Raw genomic sequence first — 26084 nt, 5'->3', positions numbered from 1 at the left:
AAAGGCCTTTACATCGTTGACAAAAAAAGTCCCCGCCAAATTGGCGGGGACTTTCGATAAAAACTACGGCCCAGCGGGAGCAGAGCCAGGTTCGGGCGGTTCGATCTCAACCGGCAGTTTCCAGAGCCAACCAGTAACGGGCAACATCAAGCATGCGACTGGCATAGGCCCATTCATTATCAAACCAAACCATCATTTTGATCAAGTTTCCGTTGCCGACCCGAGTCTGGGTGCCATCCACCACTGCCGACCGAGAATCGGTATTGAAATCGACGGAGGCATGGGGCTGCTCGCTGTAGCCGAGCAGGCCTTTCAGCTCCGTCTCAGCCGCCGTTGCAAAGATCTTGTTCACCATCGCTATATCGACATTTTTCTCCACATGAATGGACAGGTCCATCAGGGAAACATTGATGGTTGGCACGCGCAGATGCAGACACTCCATTTTGCCATCGAGGTGGGGCAGAAATTTGGTGATGCCCCGGGCCAGACCGGTTTTGACCGGGATGATCGAATGCATGGCACTGCGCGTCAGGCGCAAATCGCTGCGGTGATAACGATCGATAACCGGCTGATCGTTCATGGCGGAATGGATTGTCGTGCTGAGCCCGCTGATAATATGGAATTCCCGATCCAGCAAATCCAGAATTGGAACAACACAATTGGTGGTACAGGATGCGTTGGAAACAATTCGCTGCTCAGCACGCAGAATCTGGTGATTAAACCCATAGACCACGGTGGCATCAATATCGTCCGCGGCCGGTTGTGAAAAAAGCAGCTTGCCAGCCCCGGCCCGAATATGCTTTTCCGCTGTAGCCCGATCCGTATAGCTCCCGCTACACTCCATCACCAGGTCGACCTCCAGTTCCGCCCACGGCAACCGGCTTGGGTCAAGCTGATTGAAAGTCCGGATCGGGTCTCCGTCAACCCACATCAACGTGCCGTCATTATGGACTGGAACCGGAAATCGGCCATGAGTGGTGTCATACTGGGTCAGGTAGGTCAAGGTATCCAGATCGGCCAGATCATTGATGGCAACCACCTTCAGTCCACTGTCCTGCCGGTTGCCGTACAGGGCTCTTAAAACACTTTGTCCGATCCGTCCATAACCATTAATGGCAATCCGATAGCTCATCATCCTATCCGTTTTTGAGTTGTGATTCCAGCTGATTACGAAACATGTCCCGTAACCCTGAAAAAACCAAAATACCACCCGCTGGTCGATTTTTTCAGCCCCAAAATAACCACCAGCAGCAGCCCGAACGCCCCCAAGGCCTGCGCCGGAAACTGTGCGTCCGGGTTGGAATCTAACCAAGGCCGGCAAAAGATTCAAGCTTGTTTGCAACAACCGCAACAGAGACAATCCGGCCGAGGCTACTCTTTTCCTAAAAAAAAGCGGCAGAGCCCAGGACTCTGCCGCTTTATTACCTCAAAATCGACGGATCACTAATCCGGGACATCTCCTTCTGTTTCGCGCTGCTTAACCCGGAAAAATTTTCCCAGGAAGAACGGCAACACCAAACCGGTTATGGCCATCAGCCACAAACCGATACAGAGGGGGCTGCGCCACAAAACCGTCCAGTCGCCGTTACTGATATTCAAGGCCCGGCGCAGATTATCCTCCATCAATTGACCGAGCAGAATACCCAGAATTATTGGCACCAGCGGAACGTCAAGTTTCCGCAACAACCAGCCGCCCACGCCGAATGCGATCATCATAAAAAGGTCGAATGGGCTGTGACTGATGGAATAGATCCCGATCAAGCCGACGATGGCGACAATCGGCATCAGCACATGGGAAGGGACCATCAGCAATTTGGCAAAAAAGCCGACCAGCGGCAGGTTCAGGACCAACAGCATAAAGTTGCCGATAAACAAAGCCGCGATCAGCCCCCACACCACGTCCGGGTGCTGCTGAAACAACAGCGGACCGGGCGTGATATTCATCGACATCAACATGGCCAGCAACACGGCGGTGGTCCCGCTGCCCGGCACCCCGAGGGTCAGCATGGGCACCAGGGCTCCCCCGGCAGCGGCATTGTTGCCCGCTTCCGGAGCGGCAACCCCGCGGGGATCCCCGGTTCCGAACGTCCCGTCATGATCGACCAGCCGTTTTTCAATGGTGTAGGAAAGGAAACTGCCGAGAGATGCTCCGGCTCCGGGCAGCACCCCTGCCACAAAGCCGATCACGCTGCTGCGTAAGGTGGTCCAGGTCAGGCTGAACAGCTCTTTCCACTTCAACTTGAACTTATTGACCGTGACCTTGACGGTCGTGCCGGCATGACTGTCTTCGAGAAAGAAGAGGATTTCGCTGATGGCGAACAGGCCGACGATGGCAACCAGAAAATTGACCCCTTCGAACAGCTCCATCTGGTTCAGGGTATAACGCGGCTCCCCGGTGGCGGGATCAAGACCGATGGTTGAAATCATCAAACCGATGGAAGCGGCCAGCAGCGACTTGAATTGGTTTTTGCTGCTGATCCCGCCGATGGTGGTAAAAGCCAGGACAAACAGGACAAAATACTCGGCGGGCCCGAAAAACAGGGCAAATTTAGCCAGTAACGGGGCAAACAACAGCAGTCCGAAGGTGGCGATCAACCCCCCGACAAAGGACGAGACCGCCGAAATCGCAAGAGCTTCACCGGCCTTGCCTTGCTTGGCCATGGGGTAACCGTCCAGAGTGGTCATCAAGGCCGGTTCGTCGCCGGGAATATTCAACAGAATACTGGAGATCCGACCGCCGTACATGGCGCCATAATAAACGCTGGTCAGCATGATCAAAGCTGTCGCCGGCGGTAACCGCAAGCTGAATGCCAGCGGGATCAGAATAGCGACCCCGTTGGAAGGGCCCAGACCAGGTAACGCACCGATGATGGTTCCCAGAAAAGCACCCAGCAGGGCGAGCCCCAGATTAAGCGGAGTCAGGGCGACTTCAAAGCCCTGCATCAAAAAACCTAAAGTCTCCATTTATAGTATTCTCCCCAGAAGTCCGGAAGGAAGCGGCAGCTCAAGCAGAATATCAAATAATCCAAAGACAACCAGAGAGACACCGATCCCGGTCAGCACAGCCGTTTTGATTGAGGCCCCAAGCTGCCGGCCGAGAACCGTTACCGCCAGCAGCGTTGCGATGATAAAGCCGAGCCATTCCAGCAATCCGGCATAAGCCAGTAACACCGCGATAACCAATATCATCTTCAGAATTATTTTTGCCGGTGGCCAATGCGGGGAATCATCCGGACGGAGCAGGAGATAAATCGCGGTTACCGCAAGGACAGCCCCAAGCAGATACGGAAACGTACTCGGTCCCAAAGGATCCGACATGAACCCGGGGTCGAAACCCCGGGCCGTCCAACTGTACGTCGCTGCCAGCAGCAGCATGAGAGCGCCAAAAATCCGATCACTCATTTGACAATACCGAGCTCTTTGGACAGTTCACGAATATCGGACACCTGCTGATTCACAAACGTATCGAAATCTTTGCCCTTTTTGAAGAAAGGCATGAGCCCGTTGTCGGTCATGATCTGTTTCCACTCGGCAGACTTGTAGAGGGTATCCATGGAATTTTCCCAATAGTTATAAGCATCCGCGGAGATGTCTTTGGGAACATAGAAGCCGCGCCAGTTGGGACCAAGGGCCTGAACACCTTGTTCGATGGCGGTCGGAATGTCACTCAGAGTGCCGGGCAGACGCTCTTCGGAAAGGATGGCCAAGGCCCGAATACCACCGGATTCCAGATGCCCCTGAACTTCACTGATATCACCAGAGAAGGCTTTGATATGGCCGCCAAGCAGCTGGGTAATTGCCTCGCCGCCCCCCTGGAAAGCAATGTATTTCACTTTTCTCAGATCTTTCATCCCGGCAGCCTTGGCGGCAATCAGAACTTTGAAATGGTCCCAACCGCCGACTGCGCTGCCGCCGCCAATGGACACATTGGCGGGATCGGTTTTCAGAGCCTCCATCAAGTCGCCCAGGTTTTTAAATGGTGAATCTTTGGCCACGGCAATAACACCATAATCAGCACCGAGCGCCCCAACCCATTTCACCATGTCCTTGTCCATCCCCGGGAATTTGTTCTGGGCCAACCGGGTCGTCGTCGAAGTACTGGCGGCCACCAGCAGATTGGGGTCGTTATCCCGTTTGCTGACCACATAACCGAAGGCAACGCCACCGCTGGCCCCCGGCATATTGGTCACCTGGACCGGTCCGGGAACCAGTTTCAGATCGTAAAGGGTTTTGCCGACCTGGCGACAGGTAAAGTCCCACCCGCCACCGGGATTGGCCGGAGCAATACATTCGACATTGCCGGGATCAAAAGCAAACACAGGCGTTGTCAACCCACCATAAGCCACAATCAGCAGAAGTAATACAGCAAGCCTTTTCATCACTTACCTCCAGAAATAAAAACGGGTTAGACATCCAATGCTCCCCTTGCCGGGAAGCGGGAACTGAATCCAACAACGAAATACCACCTGGAACATCTGAAGCTTGTCAATCGATCTTGCCGCTGTGATCCTGAATTTTTTATTCGTCCTGTCAGGTTACAATTATCCCACAAACACAAAGATTAACGCGGCAATAAAACACTGTAAACAATTGTGCCATAATATTTTTTTCATTCATTCTGGACATTCTGTTCATACTGTTCACGGGGGGGGACCCGTCAGAACAACCTGCCGATAATACGGCTTAGCAGGGGGACAACCAGGAACAGGGTAAAAATCCTGAAGGTATGTAACATCGCGACAATATCGGTCCGATACCCTTCACTTTGGGCCATCAAACTCATCCCCGACATCCCGCCCGGAGACAAGCCGAATAACGCTGTTGCGGAATCGACAATCCCGAGGCGCTGCGCAACGTAGGCCATGAAGATGGTCAGGATCACCAGGATAAAGGTACTGACCATGGCCAGGGGGATGATCTTGGGGATCAACTCCAGACTGGAACGATCGAAACTCATCCCCAGGGTGATCCCGAGGGTAATCTGGATCAGCGTGGAGATATGACCGGGAATCACAAAACGGCCGGGGATAATAATTGCGGCAAGCCCGGAACCGAGCATGGCTCCGACAATGGCACCACCCGGGAAATGCATCCGTTGGGCCAGCAGCCCGCCGCCGGTACCAGCCAGGATAACCAGTAATATCCGTTCCATCACCGCGCTCCCCTATTCCAGATGACGTAAGGGTGAACCGCCGTAGGTCCAGAGATAATCACGCGGAATCGGTCCTTTGTTCCGCCCGCCCTGCTGAGTCTGCTCCCAGGCGTGGGCAAGTATCCCCACCGAACGCGACAGACAGAACAGGCCCCTGGCCAGCTTCGGTTCAAAACCGAGTTCCGCATAAATCACCGCGGTGGCACCGTCGATATTCATCGGGATTCGCTTCCCTTTGAGCCTGAGCAACGCCGCCTCGACAGCGCGGCCGATCTCGGCAAAGCGGCCGGAAACAACCCCTTGCGCAGCCGCTTCATCGACCAGTTCAAGCAAACGCGGAGAACGCGGATCAATCGGGTGGAAACGATGGCCAAAGCCCGGGGCGAAGATGCCCTGGGCCAGCAGGTCGGCAATGACCACTTCAGCGGCCTGGTCTAAGGGCGCGCCCTCATCCATGGCCCGCTGTATCTTCAGATACATTTCAATGGCCTGCTCGCCAGCTCCGCCGTGCACATCGCCCAGGACATTGACCGCTGATGCCATGGCACCATTGAGCCCGAGGCCACAGGTCGAAGCCATGCGGGCAATGGCGATACTCGGAGCCTGGGGGCCATGATCGACTGCCGACATCAACGCGGTATCAAGCAGCTTCACCGCCGCCGGATCGGGCAACTCGCCGCGCAGCATCAGCCAGATCATCTGCGGAAAAGAGATATTGCCGATTAGTTCTTCAATCGGATATCCTCTGAACCGAATCATTCCCGGCTGCATCTCGACGATATCCGTCTGCCACCAATCGCTGACCGCCCTATCCTGAACTCTGTCCTCTCCCATAAATCAAATCACCCTTTCTGCTCGCAAATCAGCAATGTCCTGCGCAGACAACCCCATTTTGCCCAAAATTTCATCCGTATGCTGCCCGAGCAACGGCGGCGGTGTGGCGACCTGAGGAGCGACACCGTTCAGTCGGAAGCCGGGCCGGAAAATATCCACCTCGCCAACCTCCGGAACATCATCAAAGCGCCCAATCACCCCGCGACTACTTAAATGGGGATGGCTCAACGCTTGGGGGACGGTCAACACCTGCCCGGCCGGCACCCCCGCCCGGTTCAATTCCCGTTCCCACTCGGCAGCGGATTTTCCCGCCAGTTGGCGCTCCAGTAATTCTTTCAGGTCCTGGCGATTTTGCAAGCGCACCTGCCGCTCGCAGAACCGCGGATCCGCAACCCACTCCGGCTTGCCAACCAGCCGACACAGGGTTTCAAACTGTTCCTGTTTGTTGGCCGCGATGTTGAGCAGGCCGTTGCCGGTACGAAATGTGCCCGACGGGCTAGCGGTGAAGTTGTCGTTCCCCATGGGTTGTGGCTCTTTGCCGGCAATCAGGTAATTGGACACCACCCAGCCCATAGTCGACATGATGGAGGAAAGCATCGACACGTCGATGAAAACAGCCTCATCTCCTGCCCGGCCGCGCCCCGCCAACACCGAGGTGATGGCAAATGCCGCGCTCATGCCACCAACGGTATCGGCCACCGGATAGCCAACCCGCAACGGAGCCGAAGCACTGTCGCCGGTAATACTCATCACCCCTGACAACCCCTGAATGATCTGATCGTAAGCCGGTTGATGACAGAGCGGGCCGGTCGCGCCGAAACCGGAAATGGCGCAAAACACCAGGCGGCTGTTCACCTGTTTCAATTCATCAAAACCCAGTCCGAGACGGTCCATCACGCCTGGGCGAAAATTCTCCACCAGAACATCGGCGCCGGCGATCAGCTTCTTGAACAGGCTTTTACCTTTTTCACTTTTCAGGTTGATGGTTATGGATCGTTTCCCGGCATTCTGGGCCAGAAACGAAACGCCCATCTTTTTTTTATTCAGCTCCGGACTGGCGCCCAACTGGCGGGCCAGATCACCTGAACCGGGGACTTCAACCTTGATGACATCGGCGCCCATATGGGCAAGCAGATGCCCACAGAAAGGACCGGACAGAACATTGGTCAGATCAATAACACGAATTTTTTCTAAAGGTCGGCACAGCATGAGGGCTCCTGAATGCAAACAACAGACATAAAGTTATTTCAAGCAGAATCGTTTTCCACTATACAGAATATTCAACCAAACTCAAGTCAATATTGCATTAAAAAGAATTGTGTTCTATTCTACAGAATATTTATCTACAAGGAGATCATGAACCATGCCGCAAGATCGCGTCGAAGCTGTTGAAAGAGCGCTGGAAATCCTCAACTGTTTTTCGGAAAACGCCCCGGTGGTCAGCCTCAAACAAATTTCCGAGGCAACCGGCTTTTATAAGAGTACAATCCTCAGACTGGCCTCATCCCTGGAACGCTACGGCTATCTGACCCGACAGGTCGATGGCCGGTTCCGCCTGGGGACTGCGGTCATCAGCCTCGGTGATATCGCCCGGAGGAGTTTCGACATCAGCTCTGTGGTCCGGCCGGTCATTGAAGAGCTGCGGGATCAGTTCAATGAATCGGTTGCCTTCTATACCCACAGCGGCAACAAGCGGATCTGTCTGTATCGCGCCAACGCCAACCGCGCGATCCGCCATCAGCTTGAGGAAGGCCTTCGTCTGCCCCTCGACAAAGGGGCGGCCGGACGCATTCTGCTTGCCTATAACGGTGAACCGGGCGAGCCTTACGACACGATCCGCAAACAAGGCTGGTATACATCGTTGGGAGAACGCGATCCGGAAGTTGCTTCGGTCGCCGTGCCGATTCTCGATGGAGACGGCCATATCCTGGCCGTTCTGGCAACCTCCGGACTGATTTCGCGGTTTGATGAACAGCGCCGCCGGGAGTGTGCTTTGGCTTTGCAGCAGAAAGCCGCAGAATTGGCGGGACGCCTGGATCCGCTCCCGCTAAGAGAAATGAGTAACAGCACCAGGTAAACAGCAGCTACTTTATCAATCACTGACTGAACAATCCCGTTCAAACCGATGAGCAGGTTATGGGTTTCAGATTCGTTGTTCCGTTGAGCAACCGTTTTTCCGCCAACCTCAAAGCCAGGATGATTTTACTGGTCTGCCTGCTGGTGCTGACCCTGACCCTGGTCGCCGGCGGCATGTACACAGTCACCATCGGAGAGGTTCTCGAAGAACAGATCGGCCGACGGGCGCTGGATGTTGCCAGGACGGTTGCCCAGATCCCACTGGTCCGCGAACATATTACCAAGCCCCATCCGGACGGCACCCTGCAAACCCTGGCGGAGCACATCCGGAAACAGACCGGGGCCGAATTTATCGTGATCGGCAACCGCGACAGCATCCGTTTTTCACACCCGATTCCAAACCGCCTGGGCAAACGCATGGTCGGTGGGGACAATGCTCCCGCCTTGGAACAAGGCAAATTCTATGTCTCCAAAGCGGTCGGCAGCCTCGGCCCCTCGATCCGGGGCAAAGCCCCCATCTTCAATAAAAGCGGCGACATTATCGGTATCGTTTCGGTCGGTTATTTGCAGGAGGACGTGCGCGCCATTGTCCATACCCGGCAATCCAAAGTCAGCTTGCTGGTGGGAGTCTTACTGTTGCTGGGAACCATGGGCGCGATTAGCATCTCGAGCTGGTTCAAAAAGGCAATTTTCGGTCTGGAACCCGAGCAGATCGCCAGAATGTTCACCGAACGTGCGACCATCATCGAATCGATCAGGGAAGGAATTGTCGCCATCGACCGCGAGGCCAAAGTCACGGTTACCAACCAACAGGCCCTGGAAATCCTCGGCAATGTTATGGAAGACCAGGTCATCGGCCAGCATATCAGCAAAGTCCTGCCGGGGGCAAAACTGAGCAGGATCCTTGAAGGCGGGGAACAGCGCGTCGACCGGGAACTGATCGTCAACGACCGGGCGCTGATTATCAACACGGTGCCGATGTACGAACACGATCTGATCATCGGCGCGGTGGCGAGTTTCCGCAGCAAAGACGCCATGGACATTCTGGCCCGTCAGCTCTCCCAGGTGAAGGAATATTCCGAACTGCTCCGCGCCCAGACCCATGAATATTCCAATAAGCTGCACACCATCGCCGGCCTGATCCAGATCGGCCACCACAAAGCAGCCCTGGAGCTGATCAGTCGTGAATCCGCCGGCTACCAGGGGTTGATCGCGTTTCTGGCCAAGGCCGTCCCGCACCCGGTCCTGGCGGCCTTTCTGCTTGGGAAATACAACCATGCCCAGGAGCTGCGGATCGATTTCAGCATCGACCCGGATAGCCAGCTGATCGATGTTCCAGCCGAGTTGAACAGAGAAAAAGTACTGACAATTCTGGGAAATCTGATCGATAATGCCTTTGATGCCGCCCTCAAGAATTCCCCGCCGCCGCGGGTGATGGTGTCCTTTATCGATGCCGGCAATGATCTGGTCTTTGAGATCGAAGATTCCGGCTCAGGGGTCCCCCAGGAGATAACGCACTTCATTTTCGAACGCGGCTTCTCGACCAAACGCCCGGATCGAGGGCAGGGGCTGTATCTGGTGCACAAGGCTCTGCGTGATCTGGGTGGCCAGATCACCCTGACCGACAGCAGCGCATTGGGAGGCGCCCTGTTCAGTGTGTTCATTCCGAAACAGAGGAAAATGTAACATGGAGCTCAAGGTACTCATTGTTGACGATGATCCTCAGATTGCCGAGATTCACCATCATTTCATCCAAAAGATCGATGGGTTCAGCGTCTGCGGTATTGCGGAAAGCCTGGACGACGCCGAAAAGATGTCCCTGTTGCTGAAGCCGGACCTGATTCTCCTTGACCTCTATTTTCCGGAAGGGCTGGGGACGGATATCCTGTGGAACCTGCGCGTCCGCCAGCAGGCCACCGACGTTATTCTGATCACCGCCGCCAAAGAGCTGGAGCCGCTGCAGAACGCCATGCGCGGCGGAGTGTTTGATTACATCCTCAAACCGGTGATGTTCCCCCGCTTTCGGGAATCCCTGCAGAGCTTCCGGGAACATCGGCTGCGCATGAGCGCTGAGTCGACCTTGAACCAGCGCCAGATCGATCAGCTGCTGCACCCTTACAAGAACAGCTCTCCGGGAGAACCGGAATATCCGAAGGGGATCGATCCGTTGACCCTGAAAAAGATCAGCGATGTTTTCGCCGAACCTTTGCCCGGCGGGTTAAGTGCGGAAGAAGTTGGCCAGCGGATCGGGGCAAGCCGGACAACGGCCCGGCGCTACCTCGAATACCTCACTGCTGGGGGACAGCTCCAAGCGGAACTGATTTACGGCGCGGTCGGCCGGCCGGAACGGAAATATTTTCCGAGCTGAAGCCGACCGGCCGCACCGGTCCGGGCAATCATCAATCCTACGCGACCGCCACCTTGACCACGACTTTATGAATCATCCCCTCACCGATCAGCGGCAGATGGGCGTCCTCCGGAAAGAACACAGCAAACGAGCCGTCTTCAACCACCAGCCAGGTTTGCGGCCGTTCGTTAAAAAACTGCAGATCCCGGTCAGCGTCGTAACCATCATCGGAACTCTGACAGCTTGCAGCCGGTGCCCAGCCCATGTTGTCAGTCCCGCCCAGAACCATCTGGATATCGATATAGCGCTGATGGGTCTCGATTTTCGCGGCCGCAGCCTCACGCCCCTGCGACTTGGAAATCGACGCATACACATTGCGCCCGGCCAGCTCATACTCGCCGGGTGCCAGTTCTTTTAAATCAGGCCGGCGCAAAAAATCGAACGCGGCCTTGAATCCTTTATTGAGCACTTCATAGCGTGCTGCATTTGCAATGACATCAAATACCATGACCTCACCTTTCTCCAAAACGTGTAAAGGTTGCACCAACCGCCAGCAGAGCGGCTTTCGGCACAACGGCTTGTTCCTTGCGAGCCCCGTCTCCAGGTCCGCCCCAAATGCCGGGAGGACGTTGCTTGCAAAACTGGATGTTATCGGTATCAGCCCGCCGAAAACAAGGGAAATTTGGAGCCTCGCTCACGTTAGCGGCGCAGTTCCTCGATGACCCCGCTCAGATCGAGATCTCCCCGCCCGGCCTCCGACATCCGATCAAACGCCGCTCCGGACTGCTTGGCCAGAGGCAGGGGGATATCTTTTTCTGCAGCGATCCGGGCCGCAGTGACGAGAATCTTCTGCATGTACTTGGCCGGGCCACCAGGCTTGAAATCGCTTTCGACCATCCGCTTGCCATGCTCCTTGAGAATCACCGAATCGGCAAAACCGCCCAGCAACGCCGCATGCACGGCCTTGGGGTCGGCACCCATGCGCGCGGCGAAATTAAGGGCTTCGGCAACGGCGAGTACGGTATCACCGACAATAATCTGGTTACAGAGCTTGGCCACGCTGCCGCTGCCGACCGGACCGACGTGAGTCACTCGGCCCAGGGGAGCGAACACGGCCATGATCGCGTCAAGAACGGACCCTTCACCACCGGCCATGATGCTCAAGGTTCCTTCAGCCGCACCTCGCTCTCCGCCGGAAACCGGCGCATCGATGAAAAATAATCCTTTGGCCGCAGCGGCCGCGGCTAATTCCCGGGCTTCGTCAGGCGCATAGGTCGCCATATCGACCAGGTAGCGACCGCTGCCAATGGCGCTGAGCAGATCCTGCTCAAAATAAAGCTCCCGAGCCGCCTCGTAATCAGCCAGCATGGCAATGACCAGTTCTGCATCCGCAACCGCCGCATGGGCCGTGTCGGTGACCTCGGCGCCGAACTCGGCCAACGGGGCAGCTTTGGCCCGGGTGCGGTTCCAGACCTGGAGGGGAAAGCCCGCCTGGCACAAGCGCCGCGCCATCTGAAAACCCATGATACCGGTTCCGAGCAGGGCCACTTTAGAGCCGTTCTGTAGCATATGTTCGATCTCCTTCGCTATGGTTTCAAAACTGCACAGCTGACCGGATGGCAGCGCTCACAGGTTGCCGAAACAGTCCATTGCGCGACTTGTTAAAATACCACCGGGGATTGCTCTGCAGGCCATGTTTCAATATCCTGTTGATGTCCCGAACAGGCAGTTGGCCAACGACATGTAGCCCTGCAACAGCCAAGCGCCAATAAGGTCGGCACTGCCCCGTCCACGGAACCGGTGATGTTATCGATAATTCTTGACCAATCAACCAAGATATACAAGAATAATTTAATCTTACTCCTTCGCCAAGCTTGCCCCTGGGCCAAATAGTTGTCATCCGGAAACACCGGATGACAATCATTAAGTTTTCAGATTGGAAATAAGCAATTTTTCGTTGTGGTAAGGAAATCCAGGGGTTGCGCGGAGGCGTAGTCCTTTACGCCGCACAAGAAAACCCGCAGATTGACACCGCCACAGCGGAAAAGGGCCGTTTCCGGATGAAAACCAAATAGAAGAAAGAGGATCGCTGTGGCATCGATTAAACGCAATCCGACCATGGCTGATGTTGCCCGCCGGGCGGGGGTATCAACCATGACCGTTTCCAGAGCCCTGAAAGGAAACGGCCAGGTCACCAAAAAGACCCACGAAAGAATCATCGCAGCGGTCGAGGAACTCGGCTATGTCCTGGACCTGACCGCCGGTGCGTTATCATCGCAAAAAACCGGCTTTGTTTCGGTGATTATTCCCTCCGTCAACAACTCCAATTTTTCCGACACCCTGCTTGGAATCACCGATACCCTGGACCCGGCCGGCAAACAGGTCTTGCTGGGGTATACCGGCTACAGTCTGCAACGCGAAGAGCAACTGATCGAAACCATGCTCCAGCGCCGACCTGAAGGACTGATCCTGACCGGCGGCGAGCATACCCCAAAGGCCCGTAAAATCCTTCAAAACACCTCGATCCCGGTCATTGAAACCTGGGATTTGCCCAGCAACCCCATCAACCATGTGGTCGGGTTTTCCAATGCCGAGACCATGGAAAATCTGGTCGCCAGACTGGTTCTGGCCGGGTATCGGAATATCGGCTATATCGGCGGGAATGAAAAAGGTGACTTCCGCGGGATTGAACGCCGCCGCGGCTATGAGCATGCGATCCAGGCCCTGGGCCTGCCCAAAGCCCATATGGTTGCCATTGGCGACCCGCCGATTTCCATTGAACAGGGCGGGGCCGCCGTGGTCAAACTGGTGGAGGAATGGCCGGAGGTGGAGGCGGTGGTCTGCGTTTCGGACCCTTCGGCCTTTGGCGCGATCATGGAATGTCACCGCCGCGGCTGGCCGGTTCCGGAACGACTGGCCATCGCCGGATTCGGCAATTTCGAGATATCCCGCTTCTGCTGGCCGTCCATTACCACCGTTTCGGTCAATGGCCACGCCATCGGTCAACGGGCCGGAAAACTGCTCCTGCAGGCCCTCGAAGAAAGAGCCGCGGGCCGCTCCCTGCCCCCCCGGGTTGAACGGATTCCTCATTCGGTCATTGAGCGGGAAAGCACCGGAGCTCGTTAACAACTCCTGCCCCTCCCCGCGCAGATGAACCGATGGAAGTTCAGGCTTGCGCCGCTTCAGATCACCGGGGTCGGCAATGGCCGACCGGCAAAATGGGCTTCCAGGTTTTCACAAACCAACCTCCCCATGGCTTTCCTGGTTTCAACCGTACCGCTGGCATGATGCGGTTGCAGTAAAACATTGTCCAGGGCCAGGAATCTTGGATCAAGCTGCGGCTCCCCTTCGAACACATCCAGGGCGGCAAAGCCGAGGCTGTGGTCTTCCAGAGCATCCAGTAAAGCAGCTTCGTCAATATTGGAAGCGCGGGAGATGTTGATGATCATCCCCTGCGGCCCAACCGCTTTGATCACCGCCGCACTGACAATATGCCGGGTCGCCGGCCCGCCGGTGAGGGTGACGAAGAAAAAGTCGGCTTGCGCTGCCAGTTCAGCCGGATCTTCAATATAGGTCCAATCCTTGGCAAAATCCCGGGGTCCGAGATCAGAGTAGGCAATCTCCATATCGAAAGCGGCACAACGCTTGGCCACCTCATAACCGATTCTGCCCAGCCCGAGGATTCCGACCCGCTTTCCGGACACCTGGGTCTGCAAAGGATAGAGCCCCTGTTTGCCCCAGTTGCCGCTACGCACCCATTGCTCTGCGCCAATCACCCCACGAGCACCGGCCAGCATCATGGCGATACCGAGATCGGCGACATCCTTGGTCAGCACATCCGGGGTATTGGTCACTCGAATCCCCCGCGCTCTGGCCGCGTCCAGGTCGACAGCGTCATAGCCGACCCCGTATACGGAAATAACTTCAAGCTGAGGCAGCGCGTCAATCAGCTCCCGACTCGCTCCCAGTTCGCCCCGGGTGGCAATTCCACGAATAACGTCAGCCCGCTCGGCGATAAAAGCCGCTTTATCATCAGCCTCGAAATAGGGATGAAGCTGAAACGATTTTTCCAACAGTTCAATGTCCCAGGAGGGGTACGGCCCCATCTGTAGAATATCGATCTTAGCCAAAGGAAAACCTCCATTTTGTAAGTCATTAACGCGCTGAGATAAATCTTGACAAGGGGAAGACCCATTCGTATTGTTATCGATAACATATTGAAATGCAAGTCAATAGTTGCCGGCCTCGGCAGACCAAAACAACGACTGAAGAGGCGGATCAGCTTTTTTGTTGCAGCAGGCCTGTCAGAACGGGCTGATCACGCTAAACTGTTAGACTCGAATAGTGTCATTATTGACTCAACACATCAGAACCGGAGGAACCAATGAGCCAGAAATCATCTCCACGTGTCAGTGTGATCGGTGTCGGAATCATGGGCACAGCCATCACGACCCGGCTGCTTGAATGCGGGCTGCGGGTCAGCGTTTTCGATCTTGATCCCCACAAGGTACAAGCCATGGTCACGCGCGGGGCCGTTGCCGCCACCTCCCCCGCTGACGCCGCCGGGCAGGCCGAGTTCATTATCCTGTCGCTGAATAATGCCGCCATCGTCAACAGCGCGGTCTTTGGCACAGCGGGTGTCGCCACTGCGGCCAGCGCCGATAAACTGCTTATCGACATGTCATCCATCGATCCGGAATCGACCAAAGAGATGGCCGCCAGGCTGCTGTCCGAATACGCCATGCCCTGGGTCGATTGCCCCCTCTCCGGCGGCGCCCCAAAGGCCCTGCTCGGCAAGCTGGCGGTCATGGCCGGTGGCCGGCAAGAGGACTTTGAAAAAGCGCGGACGGTCATGCAGCATCTCTGCGGCAACTTCACGTTGATGGGCCCTTCAGGTGCCGGACAGGCGACCAAACTGGTCAACCAGGTGCTCTGCGCCATCGGTTTTCAAGCCATTGCGGAAGCCACCCAACTGGCCTTGAAAGGCGGTGTTGACGTTTCGATGATCCCTGCCGCCCTGGCCGGAGGGCGGGCGGATTCCAGTCTGCTGCAGGAATTCATGGCCAAAATGGGTCGCCATGATTATTCGCCGACCGGAAGCCTGGCCAATATGCTCAAGGACATGGAAGCCGTGCAGTCGTTCGCCGCCAAAAACCGCGTTGCCATGCCGCTGACCAGCCTGACCACGGAAATCCACCGCCTGTTTGTTGCCGCCGGCAAAGGCGACAACGACAACGCCGCGCTGATGAAATTCTTCAACGGCCCGGCCGACGAGCCGACCGAATAAACAAGGACCAAGGGAAGAGGCCATGTACACACGTAGCGCAATTTTTGAAGGCCGGATTCGGCCGGGCAAAGAAGAGGAATTTTTTGCCGTTATTGAACAGCGCCTGTTGCCGATCTGGAAACGCATGCCCCATGTGTTGGATGTCCGCCTGTTCCGCACCGAAGCAAAAGATCCCGCCGCGCCAGGAGTCGTCCTGGTCCAGCAGATCGACTATCCAAGCCGGGAAGCGATTGAGGACGCCCTCTCATCAACTGTCCGTGACGAAGCGGTCGAGGCTTCACGAGCCCTGGAAGACCTGTTTGATGGACAGCATTATCACTATATCTATAAAAAACTGACCGATTAACCCTCCCCCGGTGGCCCGACCAACAGCGGCCACCGGGACTCCTTCCGAGCGCCCAACAGCTTCCCGGTTGCCGGATTCTTTCTTGTTATTTTCCCAATCTCTGCTAAATTACCCATATTGTTTCGCCGTGTTAGTGCATGCAGGTTATCTTGCAGCGGCGATCGTCCAGCCGATTCAAAAAGTCGATTGAACTAACCGGACGTTAACAAACAATTAGAATTTCTCTTCTTTGTTTGAGCCTGGAGCAACGCTACTACCATCTTCCGCAATGAGATGCTATTCATGACAAGCAATCGTAGCTCGACTCCGCCATCGCCGTTCAGCTCGGCTGCGCTTATTGCCCTGATCTATTTTGGCTTTTCAATATTCTGGATTTTGGCCGGGGATCGTATTCTTCTGCTGTTTTCCCAAGAGCCCGACGTCATTACCCACCTCCAGTCCCTGAAAGGGACCGCCTTTGTCAGCCTCAGTTCGCTGCTCATCTTTGTTCTGGTCAGGAGGAGCCTGGCGATCGCCCGCAAGCACCAGCAGGCCTCCGCAGCCAATGAGGAGCGCTATCGGTTGCTGGTGGAAAATCAGAATGACCTGGTTGTCAAGGTTGATCCCGAAGGCAGGTTTCTCTATGTCAGCCCAACTTATTGCAAACTGTTTGGAAAAACCGAACAGCAGTTGCTCGGGCAAACATTCATGCCCCTTGTTCATGAAGATGATCGGGAAGATACCGCCCGGAAAATGGCCGCCCTTTGGCAGGAGCCCTACCAGGCCTATCTTGAACAGCGGGCGTTGACAGCCCAGGGCTGGCGCTGGCTGGCCTGGTCAGACCGTTCCATAATTGACTCTACCGGTCATGTCGAGGCCATCGTTGGAGTCGGCCGTGACATTACCGGCCTCAAACAGGCCGAAGAGGCCCTTAAAGCCAGCGAGGCAAAGTTCAAGGCTCTGGCCGATACCTCACCGCTGGCCATCTACATGCTGAAAGGAATTGATGAAGAAGCGGAATATGTCAATCCGACCTTCACCCGCCTGTTCGGCTATTCCCAGGAAGATGTGAAGTCGGCCCGGCAGTGGTGGAACCAGGCCTATCCAGACCCCGAATACCGGCGACAGGTGTCTAAAGAGTGGTCACAAAGGGTGCAGAAAGCCCATGATACCAAAGCCGATTTCGAACCCATGGAAACCCAGGTTACCTGCAAGGACGGTTCGAAAAAGACCATTTTATGGGGTTTCCAGCCCATTGGAATGCAGAACTGGATTTATGGCCTGGACCTGACCGAGCAACGCAATATTGAAGAACAGCTGCGCCAATCACTCAAGATCGAATCCATCGGCCAGCTGGCCGGCGGCATTGCCCATGATTTCAATAATATGCTCAGCGTTATCCTCGGCCATACCGAACTGGCCCTGCGTCAGCTCTCTCCTCAGGACCCGCTTTACCAGCAGTTGCAACAGATCAGCGCTGCCGCGACCCGCTCAACGGAGATGACTCGCCAGCTGCTCGGTTTCGCCCGCCGCCAGACAGTTGCTCCGCAAATCCTCGATCTGAACAGATCCCTCCAGAACATGCTGAGCATGCTGCAACGGCTGATCGGAGAAAATATCGAGCTGATATGGAACCCGGGCGGGCAACTCTGGCCGGTCAAGATAGACCCGACCCAACTCGATCAGATCCTGATCAACCTCTGCATCAACGCCCGCGACGCCATTTCAGGAGCCGGTCAGCTGACCATTGAAACAACCACGGTCAGCATCGACGATGACTATTGCCGCCACCATATCGACTTTTCCCCCGGCGATTTTGTCGTCCTCTCGGTTAGTGATGATGGCAGCGGCATGGATCATGCCACCAGGAATAAAATTTTCGAGCCGTTCTTTACCACCAAAAACAAGACTGGCGGCACCGGCCTGGGCTTGGCGACTGTTTACGGGATCGTTCGGCAGAATCGGGGATTTATTCATGTCTGCAGTGAGGTTGGCCGAGGGAGCACGTTCCGGATTTATCTGCCCCGCCAGCGAGCAGAGCTAAGCCACCCCGCCCGGCAAACGGAGAACCCCGTTGCATCACCAGGAGGGGAAACCATTTTGGTTGTCGAAGATGAAAGCGAGATCCTGAACCTGCTCCGCATCCAACTTGAAGCGATGGATTACCGCGTTCTCACCGCAGCGACCGCGGAACAAGCTCGGCAATTGGCTCGACAGTACAAAGATTCCATCGCCTTACTCATGACTGACATCATCATGCCGGAGTTGAATGGCCGTGACCTGGCGCAGCAACTGCTGGACATCTGCCCGCAGCTGAAAGTCTTGTATATGTCGGGCTACACCGCCAATGCAATTGCCCATCACGGGGTGCTTGAACCGGGGATCAATTTTATCCAGAAACCTTTTTCCGGTCAGGAACTCGGTCGTAAAATCCGCACCGCCCTGGCCGTCCACGAATAAAAAAGCCGCGGCAGCTGGAAGGCTGACCGCGGCTTTTTTAATCAGCAAGCGCTGGTCATTATTTTACATAGTTCCGATACTCTGGCGCCCATTGCTGCGAACGGACAAATTCCAGAACATTGGCAGGCTTTTCAATGCCAGCCACGCCGTCATTGAAGGCCACTTCGGCCACTGCGGCACCGATATAGGCAGACACCTCGCGAATCCGGCTCAGGGCCGGATACATCCGTCCCATCTCCAGATCGCTTTCCAGGACCTGGTCGGCCAAAGCCCGGGCTGCCTGGGAGAACATCCGGTCGGTCACTGTTTTCGCCTTGCAGGCGACCGCGCCCAGGCCGATCCCCGGAAAGACATAGGCGTTGTTCCCCTGGCCCGGGACATAGGTTTGCCCCTTGAAGACACAAGGCGGGAACGGGCTGCCGCTGGCAAAAATGGCGCGGCCGTCAGACCAGGTATAAGCCTCTTCCGCAGAACACTCGGACTTTGAGGTCGGATTGGAGAGAGCAAAAATAATCGGCCGCTCATTCAGCTCGGCCATGGTCTGGATGACTTCCTGATTAAAGGTTTTGGGAATCGTCGAAACACCGATAATGGCGGTGGGCTTGAGAGATTTGACGGCGCTCAAAAAGTCCGGTTCAAACGGATAATCATGAGCGAAACGCAGCTTATGCTCAACCAGATTATCCCGGCTTTTGACAACCAGGCCCTTGGAATCAACGAACCAACATTTGGCCCGCGCTTCTTCCAGGGTATCACCCTCATCAACCATGGCGGAAACAATCAGGTCGGCGATGCCGATCCCGGCTTCCCCGGCCCCAAGGAAGAGAATTTTTTGCTCGCCCAGGGATTTTTTGGTCACCCGCAATGCCGAGAACAACCCGGCCAGACTCACTGCTGCGGTTCCCTGCATGTCGTCATTGAAGGAGCAGATTTTGTCACGCCAATTTTCCAGCAGCCGGAATGCGTTGCTGTTGGCGAAATCTTCGAACTGAATGAGCACATCCGGCCAGATTTCCTTGGCAGCGTTCATGAATTCAGCAACGAAATCGTCAAACTCCTGACCGCGGACCCGATGCTGACGAATCCCCAGGTAAAGGGGATCGCCCAGATAGCCTTCGTTTTCGGTGCCGACATCCAGCATGACCGGCAGACACTGGGCCGGGGAAATACCAGCGCAGGCGGTATACAAAGATAGCTTGCCCACCGGGATACCCATGCCGCCGGCACCCTGATCGCCCAAGCCGAGAATCCGCTCGCCATCGGTCACGACGATCACTCGAACATCTTTACGAGGCCAGTTTTTCAGAATCTCGGCGATATTGCCGCGCTCTTTGTAGCTGATGTAAAGGCCCCGCGGACGCCGGAAAATGTGGCCGAACTGCTGACAGGCCTGGCCGACCACCGGGGTGTAAACGATCGGCATCATTTCATCCAGGTTGTCCATCAAAACCCGATAAAACAAGGTCTCATTGCGATCCTGCAAGCTGGCGAGGTGAATATAACGTTCCAGATCGGTCTTCTTCTGACGATAGTTTTCCAAAACCCGGGCAACCTGCTCTTCCATCGTGAAAATCTTGGGCGGAAGGAGCCCTTTAAGTCCCAGAGTTTCTCGTTCTTCAGCGGAAAAAGCAGTTCCTTTGTTCAACAGCGGATCCTGCAACAGGGCTGTTCCTGTCGGAAGACTGTTCTCAACTTTTTCAATCATAATAATCACCTCAGGCATTAGTAAAAGGGTGGGATCTCAGCAGAACCGGTCATGATCGGCCGGCCTGCACGCTACTCTCGCTAAATTGAAACACACAATAAAAGAACGGAACGATATCAATCACCATCATGTTCTGGTTGGGGAAGGATAGCGCCCGCACAAAAAACAAATAACCGCCCGCCGGACTGAAGGCATAGATGGCCTGCAATCATTTGGTGTTTAGCTGGTTGCCATCCGGAAACTCCGAAGGGCAACGGCTAAGTTTTCAAATTGGAAACGAGCAATTTTTCGTTATGGCAAGGAAATCAAGGGGTTGCGCGGAGGCGTAGTCCTTTACGCCGCACAAAAAACCCGCAGATTGCCACCGCCACAGCGGAAAAGGGCCGTTTCCGGATGAAAACTAGCTGGTAACAGCTAAACCCGGCCTATCAAATAAAGGCTGAATAAAAATTACCTTAAATGATGCCGTACCATATCGTAAACGCCAAGAAAAAAAAAGCCCCGTGATCAGGAGGGGTGTCACGGGGCACAATGTTTGAGAGGTTTCTCGAAGAGATTTGGTGTAGATCAACAACTCGCCTGCCACAACAAATTGTTGATGGTTTATATCTAACAATTTTGATAATGATTGTCAATAATATTTTTATCGGATCTTTATTTTTTTTGCAAACGTCGGTATTAAGCACCCTCCAAGGGCACAGCAGCGATGTTCGGGTGAGATATTCAAGGCAGCAGTACAGCGTGCAAGTTCTTGGAATTCCCATGATCGCCGTATAAAAAAAGGCCGGTCAACAAGTTGACCGGCCTGGTGAGGGCAGAAGGTAGTTTGCTCCTCGGGTGAAACATCGTGTCTAACGGTTTTTCGGAAAAGCCCATCCGGCGACTTTTCCACATCCGATCGGGAAAAATTCTCTGGTCCCGATCTCGCAAAATCAATAAACCAAAAACCTCTTTATTGATTTTGCTGCGTAGCCCGGCGTCGGGCTACGCAGATTGTCCTGTGAATTTCCGTTTCAGGAAATATACTTGACCAGGTCAAGAACCCGGTTGGAATAGCCCCATTCGTTGTCATACCAGGACAGAACTTTGACCATGGAACCGTCCATGACCGCAGTAGAAAGCCCATCAACAATGGATGAAGCGGCATTGCCGTTGAAGTCCTTGGACACCAGCGGCAGTTCGCAGAATTCAAGAATTCCTTTCAGCGGACCTTCAGCAGCAGCTTTCAAAGCAGCGTTGACCTCCTCAACAGAGGTTTTTTTCTCGGTTTCGACAACCACATCAACCAGGGAAACGTTGGGAGTCGGAACCCGGACAGCCAGCCCGTCCAGTTTTCCTTTGAGCTGCGGCAAGACCAGGGACACCGCTTTGGCAGCGCCGGTCGTGGTCGGAATCATCGACAGCGCAGCCGCCCGAGCGCGACGCATGTCAGAGTGGGGCAGATCGAGAATCCGCTGATCGTTGGTATAGGAATGGATGGTGGTCATCATCCCCTTGACGATCCCGAAGGACTCGAGCAGCACTTTGGCAACCGGGGCCAGACAGTTGGTGGTGCAGGACGCGTTGGAGAGGATATGGTGCTTGGTCGCATCGTAATCCTGCTCGTTGACCCCCATGCAGACGGTCAGATCGACTTCCTTGCCGGGAGCGCTGATGACAACTTTTTTGGCACCGGCATCAATATGCTTTTGCGCGGCGGCACGCTTGGTGAACAGACCGGTCGACTCAATGACGATCTCGACTCCCAGATCGCCCCAGGGCAGTGCGGCCGGATCGCGTTCGCTGAGGATCTTAACCGCTTTGCCATTGACAATCAGGTTATCTCCTTCAGCAGCCACATCGCCGCTGAAAATACCATGCACAGAGTCATATTTAAGCAAATGCGCCAGGGTTGCAGCATCGGTCAGATCGTTGATCGCCACAATATCAAAATCAGGGTTGCCTTGGGCTGCACGAAAAACGTTACGTCCAATACGGCCGAATCCATTGATAGCTATTTTTTTTGACATAAGCATTTCCTTTTCGTTGTCACGTTAAATTTGAAAGATACTGGACAGTATAACATCTTGTCCGGGTTAAGCTTTGCTGTCCTGCTCTTCCAGATAATGTGCCGGGATCCCGGCTATGGATATATCGTTTCTGTGGAGCGGATATATCGTAAAGCAGGGGCCAGTTTGTATCCCGCTGACAATATCACCGGCAGTCACGGAAAAACGCAGGCCGGCAATATTCTTCTTGGCTTTAAACAGCTTTTGCATGATGAACTCCATAACCTGTCTGGTCTTTTCCCAAACAAAAAACCTGGCAGCCGTTGCAAAACAGGCTGCTCTGCCCAGGAATGGGCGAACAAAATCAATGCGGATTCTCGACCTCAGCGATTTTGTAAGGTGGGGCACTTCCAATTTTTCCCCACCGTGCTTGAAAAAATCTCCAAACGGACTTTTTCATTATCTTGCTACTCCTGCAGGACATCTCCGAGTTGATGAACCTTGAGCAGATTGGTTGATCCCGAACCGGAGACCGGGCTGCCCATGGTGATGACCACAATATCCCCGGTCTGCAGGGCGCCGGCATCCAGGACCGCCTTGGCCACCCATTCAATCTGCGACTCGGTGGTCCCCTGAACATCGACCTCAAGGGACTGAACCCCGGAATAGAGAGCCAGTTGCCGTGAGACGACCGCTGAGGGGGTTACCGCGATAATGGGAATCGAAGGCCGATACTTGGCAACCAACGCCGCAGTACTGCCGCTTTTGGTGAAAGCCAAAATCGCTTTGGCGCCAACCATTTCCGAAATCCGTGAAGCGGTCTGTCCGATCGCCTCGGACAGATCGAGAGCCCCTTCGCAATTCTGGCAGGTCAGCCGATGAGGCCGGCCCCGGGAGATCGAGGCGCTGGAAATATCATTGGCAACCTTACTCATCAGGCGGACCGCTTCCACCGGGTACTGCCCGGCAGCAGTTTCCGCTGACAGCATGACGGCGTCGGTGCCATCGAGAATGGCATTGGCAACATCCGAGGTTTCGGCGCGGGTCGGGCGCGGATTGCTGATCATGCTTTCCAGCATCTGAGTTGCGGTGATCACCGGTTTCCCGGCCAGGTTGCACTTGTGAATGATATTTTTCTGAATCAGCGGAACCTTTTCCGGGCGAATCTCAACCCCAAGATCGCCGCGGGCAACCATAACCCCGTCCGTCACCTCCAGGATGGCGTCAAAATTATCGACCGCTTCCGGTTTCTCGATTTTTGAAATAACCTTGATCGTCGAACCAGCCACCTTCAGACGCTGTTTCAGATCGACCACATCTGCCGCCTTACGGACAAAAGACAACGCCAGGTAGTCGACCTGCTGGTCGATGCAGAATTGCAGATCAAGCAGGTCCTTTTCGGTCAAAGACGGCGCGGACACCGCAGCCCCCGGCAGATTGATCCCTTTGCGGTCTTTGAGGAAACCACCGAAACGAACCCGGCAACGAACATCCGTTGCCAGGGTTTCGAGGACTTCCAGTTCCATCAGGCCATCATCGAGCAGGATCTGATTGCCCGCCTTGACATCCTGGGGAAGATTTTTGTAAATCGTCGGGATAACGCCGGTCTCCCCAAGAACCTCGCGGGAAGTGACAATCACCTCTTCCCCCGGGGTCAAGGTGATGCCACCATCTTTGAGCAGTCCGACCCTGATCTTGGGACCCTGCAGATCGCCGAGAATGGCAATGGCCCGGCCAGCCCGGGAAGAGACCCGCCGAATCCGTTCGATCAGAGCGGCCTTGTCAGCATGGTCGCCATGGGAAAAATTCAATCTAAAAACCGAAACCCCTGCCTCGATCAGTTGCTCGAGCATTTTTTCTTCGGAAGAAGCAGGTCCCAACGTTGCGACGATCTTGGTATGTTTGTACATAGGTTGCTATTCTTTCCCTTAAACCTTGGCCAGAGCGTCTTTGACTTGCGCGGTGATCGCCCCCCATTGCTTGTCGGCAATCTGCTGCTTGGTGGCCAACCAGGAACCGCCGATGTTGCTGACAATCGGCAAGGCCAGGTAATCATTCATGTTGGCCAGGCTGACCCCGCCGGTGGGGCAGAACTGCAGCCCCTGGCTGGCATAGGGACCGGCCAGCGCTTTCAGCATTTTAATGCCGCCGGCGGCTTCCGCCGGGAAGAATTTCTGCAATTTGCAGCCCAGCGCCAGTCCCTGCTCGATTTCCGAGGGGGTCATCACCCCGGGAATGAACAAGGTGTTTTTGGCTTTAAAAAAGTTGACCACGTCCGGGTTCAGCCCCGGGGCCAGGCCGAACTTGATTCCGGCATCAAGAGCCCGCTGGCCCTGCTCTTCAGTCAACAGAGTTCCTGCGCCAAGGAGCATTTCCGGGAATTTCTTGCCGATCAGCGAAATGGCCTCGGCCGCGGCTGCAGTACGGAAAGTCACTTCGATGACGTCCATGCCGCCTTCGAGGAGAGCTTCTGCCAGGGGCAATGCGTCAGCGGCATCATCGATCACGATAACGGGAATAATTGGCCGTTTTTTAAGTTCATTGATCATCTCTAGAGATCCTTTTCTATGCTAGTTGCCATCCGGAAACTCCGCAGGGCAACGGCTAAGTTTTCAGATTGGAAACGAGCAATTTTTCGTTGTGGCAAGGAAATCAAGGGGTTGTGCGGAGGCGTAGTACTTTACGCCGCACAAGAAAACCCACAGATTGACACCGCCACAGCGGAAAAGGGCCGTTTCCGGATGAAAACTATGCTAAAGAACCCGACCGGTTATCCGGTCGGGTCAGTCCTGTTTTTCAGCGATCGACGCGGGCACCGCCACCGCCAACGATTTTTTCAACTTCGGACAAAGATGCCATGGTGGTATCTCCCGGAGTGGTCATGGCCAGCGCGCCATGGGCAGCACCGTATTCCACGGCCAGCTGCGGGTCCCCCAGGATCATCAGACCATAGATAAAACCGGAAGCAAAGCTGTCTCCGCCGCCGACCCGGTCCATGATTTCGAGCCCCGGACGGTGGGTTGAGGTGTAAAACTCGCCGTCCACCCAGCACATGGCACCCCAATCGTTGACCGTTGCGGTTTTGACCCCGCGCATGGTGGTGGCCGTCGCTTTGAAATTGGGGAATTCGGCGACCGCTTTTTTGATCATTTTCTGGAACGAGTTGACATCCAGGTCGGTCAGGTTCTCATCAGCCCCTTCCACTTCAAAACCGAGGCAGGCGGTGAAATCCTCTTCGTTTCCGATCATGACATCGACATACTTGGCGATTTCGCGGTTGACCTCACGGCATTTTTCCAGTCCGCCGAACCCTTTCCACAGCGAGGGGCGATAGTTCAGGTCGTAGGAAACGATGGTGCCGTATTTTTTTGCAGCTTTGGCAGCGGCAATAACGGTATCGCCGGTGGTTTCGGAGAGTGCGGCATAGATCCCGCCGGTATGGAACCAGCGCACGCCCAACTCGCCAAAGATGTATTCCCAGTCGATATCCTCGGCTTTGATCTGGGAGGCGGCGGTATTACCCCGATCGGAACAACCGACGGCGCCGCGGATACCGAAACCGCGCTCGGTAAAGTTCAGCCCGTTGCGCACGGTCCGGCCGATGCCGTCATAATCGACCCATTTGATCAGGGAGGTATCAACGCCGCCTTGCAGAATCAGGTCTTCCATGAGCAGGCCGACTTCGTTTTTGGCGAATGCGGTCACCACGGCGGCGCGCTGACCGAAGCAACGGCGCAAACCCCTGGCGACGTTGTACTCACCGCCGCCTTCCCAGGCCCGAAACTGACGCGAAGTCCGGATACGGCCCTCACCCGGGTCGAGACGCAACATAACCTCTCCCAAAGACAGAATGTCGAAACGACATTCCTTGGCCGGCTTCACTGCAAAATTACCCATTTTCACCTCCGAA

General features: G+C 55.2%; 23 protein-coding genes. 7 read left to right on the top strand and 16 right to left on the bottom strand.

Annotated elements, in window-relative coordinates:
* Positions 1-106: 106 nt before the first annotated feature.
* From N909_RS0115910 to N909_RS0115880, 7 genes are all read right to left on the bottom strand, one after another.
* Positions 107-1132 (bottom strand): type I glyceraldehyde-3-phosphate dehydrogenase, encoded by a 1026-nt coding sequence (locus tag N909_RS0115910; RefSeq protein WP_029916887.1) that lies wholly within the window; start codon positions 1130-1132, stop codon positions 107-109.
* Positions 1133-1443: 311 nt separating this feature from the next.
* Complete coding sequence (locus tag N909_RS0115905) at positions 1444-2964, bottom strand: tripartite tricarboxylate transporter permease (protein ID WP_029916885.1); 1521 nt, start codon at positions 2962-2964, stop codon at positions 1444-1446.
* A complete protein-coding gene (locus tag N909_RS0115900) occupies positions 2965-3402 on the bottom strand; it encodes a tripartite tricarboxylate transporter TctB family protein (protein WP_029916883.1) in 438 nt (145 codons plus the stop codon).
* The gene (locus N909_RS0115895; RefSeq protein WP_029916881.1) at positions 3399-4379 is read right to left on the bottom strand and encodes a Bug family tripartite tricarboxylate transporter substrate binding protein; all 981 of its coding nucleotides are present in this window, start codon (positions 4377-4379) and stop codon (positions 3399-3401) included. Before N909_RS0115895 ends, N909_RS0115900 begins: the two co-directional genes overlap by 4 nt.
* Before the next feature lie 278 nt (positions 4380-4657).
* Positions 4658-5152 (bottom strand): AbrB family transcriptional regulator, encoded by a 495-nt coding sequence (locus tag N909_RS0115890; protein ID WP_029916879.1) that lies wholly within the window; start codon positions 5150-5152, stop codon positions 4658-4660.
* Between the two features lie 12 nt (positions 5153-5164).
* On the bottom strand, positions 5165-5986 hold the full coding sequence (locus N909_RS0115885) for a citryl-CoA lyase (RefSeq protein ID WP_029916877.1): 822 nt from the start codon (positions 5984-5986) through the stop codon (positions 5165-5167).
* 3 nt (positions 5987-5989) lie between these two features.
* A complete protein-coding gene (locus tag N909_RS0115880; RefSeq protein ID WP_029916875.1) occupies positions 5990-7192 on the bottom strand; it encodes a CoA transferase in 1203 nt (400 codons plus the stop codon).
* 157 nt (positions 7193-7349) lie between these two features.
* Here N909_RS0115880 and N909_RS0115875 point away from each other — a divergent pair, with 157 nt between their 5' ends.
* From N909_RS0115875 to N909_RS0115865, 3 genes are read left to right on the top strand one after another with little or no spacing between them, the layout of a single operon-like run.
* Positions 7350-8063, top strand: a complete 714-nt coding sequence (locus N909_RS0115875) for an IclR family transcriptional regulator (RefSeq protein WP_051689823.1) — start codon at positions 7350-7352, stop codon at positions 8061-8063.
* 59 nt (positions 8064-8122) lie between these two features.
* A complete protein-coding gene (locus tag N909_RS0115870; RefSeq protein ID WP_051689822.1) occupies positions 8123-9748 on the top strand; it encodes an ATP-binding protein in 1626 nt (541 codons plus the stop codon).
* A 1-nt stretch (position 9749) separates the two neighbouring features.
* The gene (locus N909_RS0115865; RefSeq protein WP_029916870.1) at positions 9750-10430 is read left to right on the top strand and encodes a response regulator; all 681 of its coding nucleotides are present in this window, start codon (positions 9750-9752) and stop codon (positions 10428-10430) included.
* A gap of 37 nt (positions 10431-10467) precedes the next feature.
* Here N909_RS0115865 and N909_RS0115860 read toward each other — a convergent pair whose 3' ends face one another.
* Positions 10468-10917, bottom strand: coding sequence for a NanQ anomerase/TabA/YiaL family protein (locus tag N909_RS0115860; RefSeq protein ID WP_029916868.1), 450 nt, complete (start codon positions 10915-10917; stop codon positions 10468-10470).
* Positions 10918-11108: 191 nt separating this feature from the next.
* Positions 11109-11978, bottom strand: coding sequence for an NAD(P)-dependent oxidoreductase (locus N909_RS0115855; RefSeq protein WP_029916866.1), 870 nt, complete (start codon positions 11976-11978; stop codon positions 11109-11111).
* 549 nt (positions 11979-12527) lie between these two features.
* Between N909_RS0115855 and N909_RS0115850 the strand changes: the two genes are divergently transcribed.
* Positions 12528-13535: a LacI family DNA-binding transcriptional regulator gene (locus tag N909_RS0115850; protein ID WP_051689899.1), complete on the top strand. Its 1008-nt coding sequence runs from the start codon at positions 12528-12530 to the stop codon at positions 13533-13535.
* A 56-nt stretch (positions 13536-13591) separates the two neighbouring features.
* Here the strand turns inward: N909_RS0115850 and N909_RS0115845 are convergent, their stop codons facing one another.
* Positions 13592-14539 (bottom strand): 2-hydroxyacid dehydrogenase, encoded by a 948-nt coding sequence (locus N909_RS0115845; protein WP_029916862.1) that lies wholly within the window; start codon positions 14537-14539, stop codon positions 13592-13594.
* A gap of 254 nt (positions 14540-14793) precedes the next feature.
* Here N909_RS0115845 and N909_RS0115840 point away from each other — a divergent pair, with 254 nt between their 5' ends.
* The 3 genes from N909_RS0115840 to N909_RS24785 all read left to right on the top strand — a co-directional run bounded on the left by N909_RS0115840 (position 14794) and on the right by N909_RS24785 (position 18481).
* Complete coding sequence (locus N909_RS0115840) at positions 14794-15696, top strand: NAD(P)-dependent oxidoreductase (protein WP_029916860.1); 903 nt, start codon at positions 14794-14796, stop codon at positions 15694-15696.
* Between the two features lie 22 nt (positions 15697-15718).
* The gene (locus tag N909_RS0115835; protein WP_029916858.1) at positions 15719-16042 is read left to right on the top strand and encodes a hypothetical protein; all 324 of its coding nucleotides are present in this window, start codon (positions 15719-15721) and stop codon (positions 16040-16042) included.
* 282 nt (positions 16043-16324) lie between these two features.
* Positions 16325-18481: a hybrid sensor histidine kinase/response regulator gene (locus N909_RS24785; RefSeq protein WP_051689821.1), complete on the top strand. Its 2157-nt coding sequence runs from the start codon at positions 16325-16327 to the stop codon at positions 18479-18481.
* A gap of 58 nt (positions 18482-18539) precedes the next feature.
* On the opposite strand, the gene N909_RS0115825 is transcribed toward N909_RS24785, so the two are convergent.
* The 6 genes from N909_RS0115825 to N909_RS0115795 all read right to left on the bottom strand — a co-directional run bounded on the left by N909_RS0115825 (position 18540) and on the right by N909_RS0115795 (position 26071).
* Entirely contained in the window at positions 18540-20186 is a 1647-nt protein-coding gene (locus N909_RS0115825) for an NAD-dependent malic enzyme (RefSeq protein ID WP_029916854.1), read from the bottom strand.
* A gap of 1013 nt (positions 20187-21199) precedes the next feature.
* Positions 21200-22195 carry a type I glyceraldehyde-3-phosphate dehydrogenase gene (gap, locus tag N909_RS0115815; protein WP_029916850.1) on the bottom strand — a complete coding sequence of 332 codons (996 nt, stop codon included), beginning with the start codon at positions 22193-22195 and terminating at the stop codon, positions 21200-21202.
* A gap of 66 nt (positions 22196-22261) precedes the next feature.
* Positions 22262-22444 carry a hypothetical protein gene (locus N909_RS0115810; protein WP_029916848.1) on the bottom strand — a complete coding sequence of 61 codons (183 nt, stop codon included), beginning with the start codon at positions 22442-22444 and terminating at the stop codon, positions 22262-22264.
* 197 nt (positions 22445-22641) lie between these two features.
* The gene (gene pyk, locus N909_RS0115805) at positions 22642-24084 is read right to left on the bottom strand and encodes a pyruvate kinase (RefSeq protein ID WP_029916846.1); all 1443 of its coding nucleotides are present in this window, start codon (positions 24082-24084) and stop codon (positions 22642-22644) included.
* Between the two features lie 18 nt (positions 24085-24102).
* Positions 24103-24723, bottom strand: coding sequence for a bifunctional 4-hydroxy-2-oxoglutarate aldolase/2-dehydro-3-deoxy-phosphogluconate aldolase (gene eda / locus N909_RS0115800; RefSeq protein ID WP_029916844.1), 621 nt, complete (start codon positions 24721-24723; stop codon positions 24103-24105).
* Positions 24724-24970: 247 nt separating this feature from the next.
* Complete coding sequence (locus N909_RS0115795) at positions 24971-26071, bottom strand: sugar kinase (RefSeq protein ID WP_029916843.1); 1101 nt, start codon at positions 26069-26071, stop codon at positions 24971-24973.
* Positions 26072-26084: the final 13 nt, after the last annotated feature.

The organism is Pelobacter seleniigenes DSM 18267, from assembly GCF_000711225.1.
Lineage (GTDB): Bacteria > Desulfobacterota > Desulfuromonadia > Desulfuromonadales > Geopsychrobacteraceae > Seleniibacterium > Seleniibacterium seleniigenes.
This window is presented reverse-complemented; position numbering and strand designations above follow the sequence as displayed.

What these genes read in the sequence shown, in the direction of transcription:
- N909_RS0115910 (WP_029916887.1), bottom strand. Translation starts at nt 1,132, where the DNA reads ATGAGCTATCGGATTGCCATTAATGGTTATGGACGGATCGGACAAAGT.
- N909_RS0115905 (WP_029916885.1), bottom strand. Translation starts at nt 2,964, where the DNA reads ATGGAGACTTTAGGTTTTTTGATGCAGGGCTTTGAAGTCGCCCTGACT.
- N909_RS0115900 (WP_029916883.1), bottom strand. Translation starts at nt 3,402, where the DNA reads ATGAGTGATCGGATTTTTGGCGCTCTCATGCTGCTGCTGGCAGCGACG.
- N909_RS0115895 (WP_029916881.1), bottom strand. Translation starts at nt 4,379, where the DNA reads ATGAAAAGGCTTGCTGTATTACTTCTGCTGATTGTGGCTTATGGTGGG.
- N909_RS0115890 (WP_029916879.1), bottom strand. Translation starts at nt 5,152, where the DNA reads ATGGAACGGATATTACTGGTTATCCTGGCTGGTACCGGCGGCGGGCTG.
- N909_RS0115885 (WP_029916877.1), bottom strand. Translation starts at nt 5,986, where the DNA reads ATGGGAGAGGACAGAGTTCAGGATAGGGCGGTCAGCGATTGGTGGCAG.
- N909_RS0115875 (WP_051689823.1), top strand. Translation starts at nt 7,350, where the DNA reads ATGCCGCAAGATCGCGTCGAAGCTGTTGAAAGAGCGCTGGAAATCCTC.
- N909_RS0115870 (WP_051689822.1), top strand. Translation starts at nt 8,123, where the DNA reads ATGGGTTTCAGATTCGTTGTTCCGTTGAGCAACCGTTTTTCCGCCAAC.
- N909_RS0115865 (WP_029916870.1), top strand. Translation starts at nt 9,750, where the DNA reads ATGGAGCTCAAGGTACTCATTGTTGACGATGATCCTCAGATTGCCGAG.
- N909_RS0115860 (WP_029916868.1), bottom strand. Translation starts at nt 10,917, where the DNA reads ATGGTATTTGATGTCATTGCAAATGCAGCACGCTATGAAGTGCTCAAT.
- N909_RS0115855 (WP_029916866.1), bottom strand. Translation starts at nt 11,978, where the DNA reads ATGCTACAGAACGGCTCTAAAGTGGCCCTGCTCGGAACCGGTATCATG.
- N909_RS0115850 (WP_051689899.1), top strand. Translation starts at nt 12,528, where the DNA reads ATGGCTGATGTTGCCCGCCGGGCGGGGGTATCAACCATGACCGTTTCC.
- N909_RS0115840 (WP_029916860.1), top strand. Translation starts at nt 14,794, where the DNA reads ATGAGCCAGAAATCATCTCCACGTGTCAGTGTGATCGGTGTCGGAATC.
- N909_RS0115835 (WP_029916858.1), top strand. Translation starts at nt 15,719, where the DNA reads ATGTACACACGTAGCGCAATTTTTGAAGGCCGGATTCGGCCGGGCAAA.
- N909_RS24785 (WP_051689821.1), top strand. Translation starts at nt 16,325, where the DNA reads ATGACAAGCAATCGTAGCTCGACTCCGCCATCGCCGTTCAGCTCGGCT.
- N909_RS0115825 (WP_029916854.1), bottom strand. Translation starts at nt 20,186, where the DNA reads ATGATTGAAAAAGTTGAGAACAGTCTTCCGACAGGAACAGCCCTGTTG.
- gap (WP_029916850.1), bottom strand. Translation starts at nt 22,195, where the DNA reads ATGTCAAAAAAAATAGCTATCAATGGATTCGGCCGTATTGGACGTAAC.
- N909_RS0115810 (WP_029916848.1), bottom strand. Translation starts at nt 22,444, where the DNA reads ATGCAAAAGCTGTTTAAAGCCAAGAAGAATATTGCCGGCCTGCGTTTT.
- pyk (WP_029916846.1), bottom strand. Translation starts at nt 24,084, where the DNA reads ATGTACAAACATACCAAGATCGTCGCAACGTTGGGACCTGCTTCTTCC.
- eda (WP_029916844.1), bottom strand. Translation starts at nt 24,723, where the DNA reads ATGATCAATGAACTTAAAAAACGGCCAATTATTCCCGTTATCGTGATC.
- N909_RS0115795 (WP_029916843.1), bottom strand. Translation starts at nt 26,071, where the DNA reads ATGGGTAATTTTGCAGTGAAGCCGGCCAAGGAATGTCGTTTCGACATT.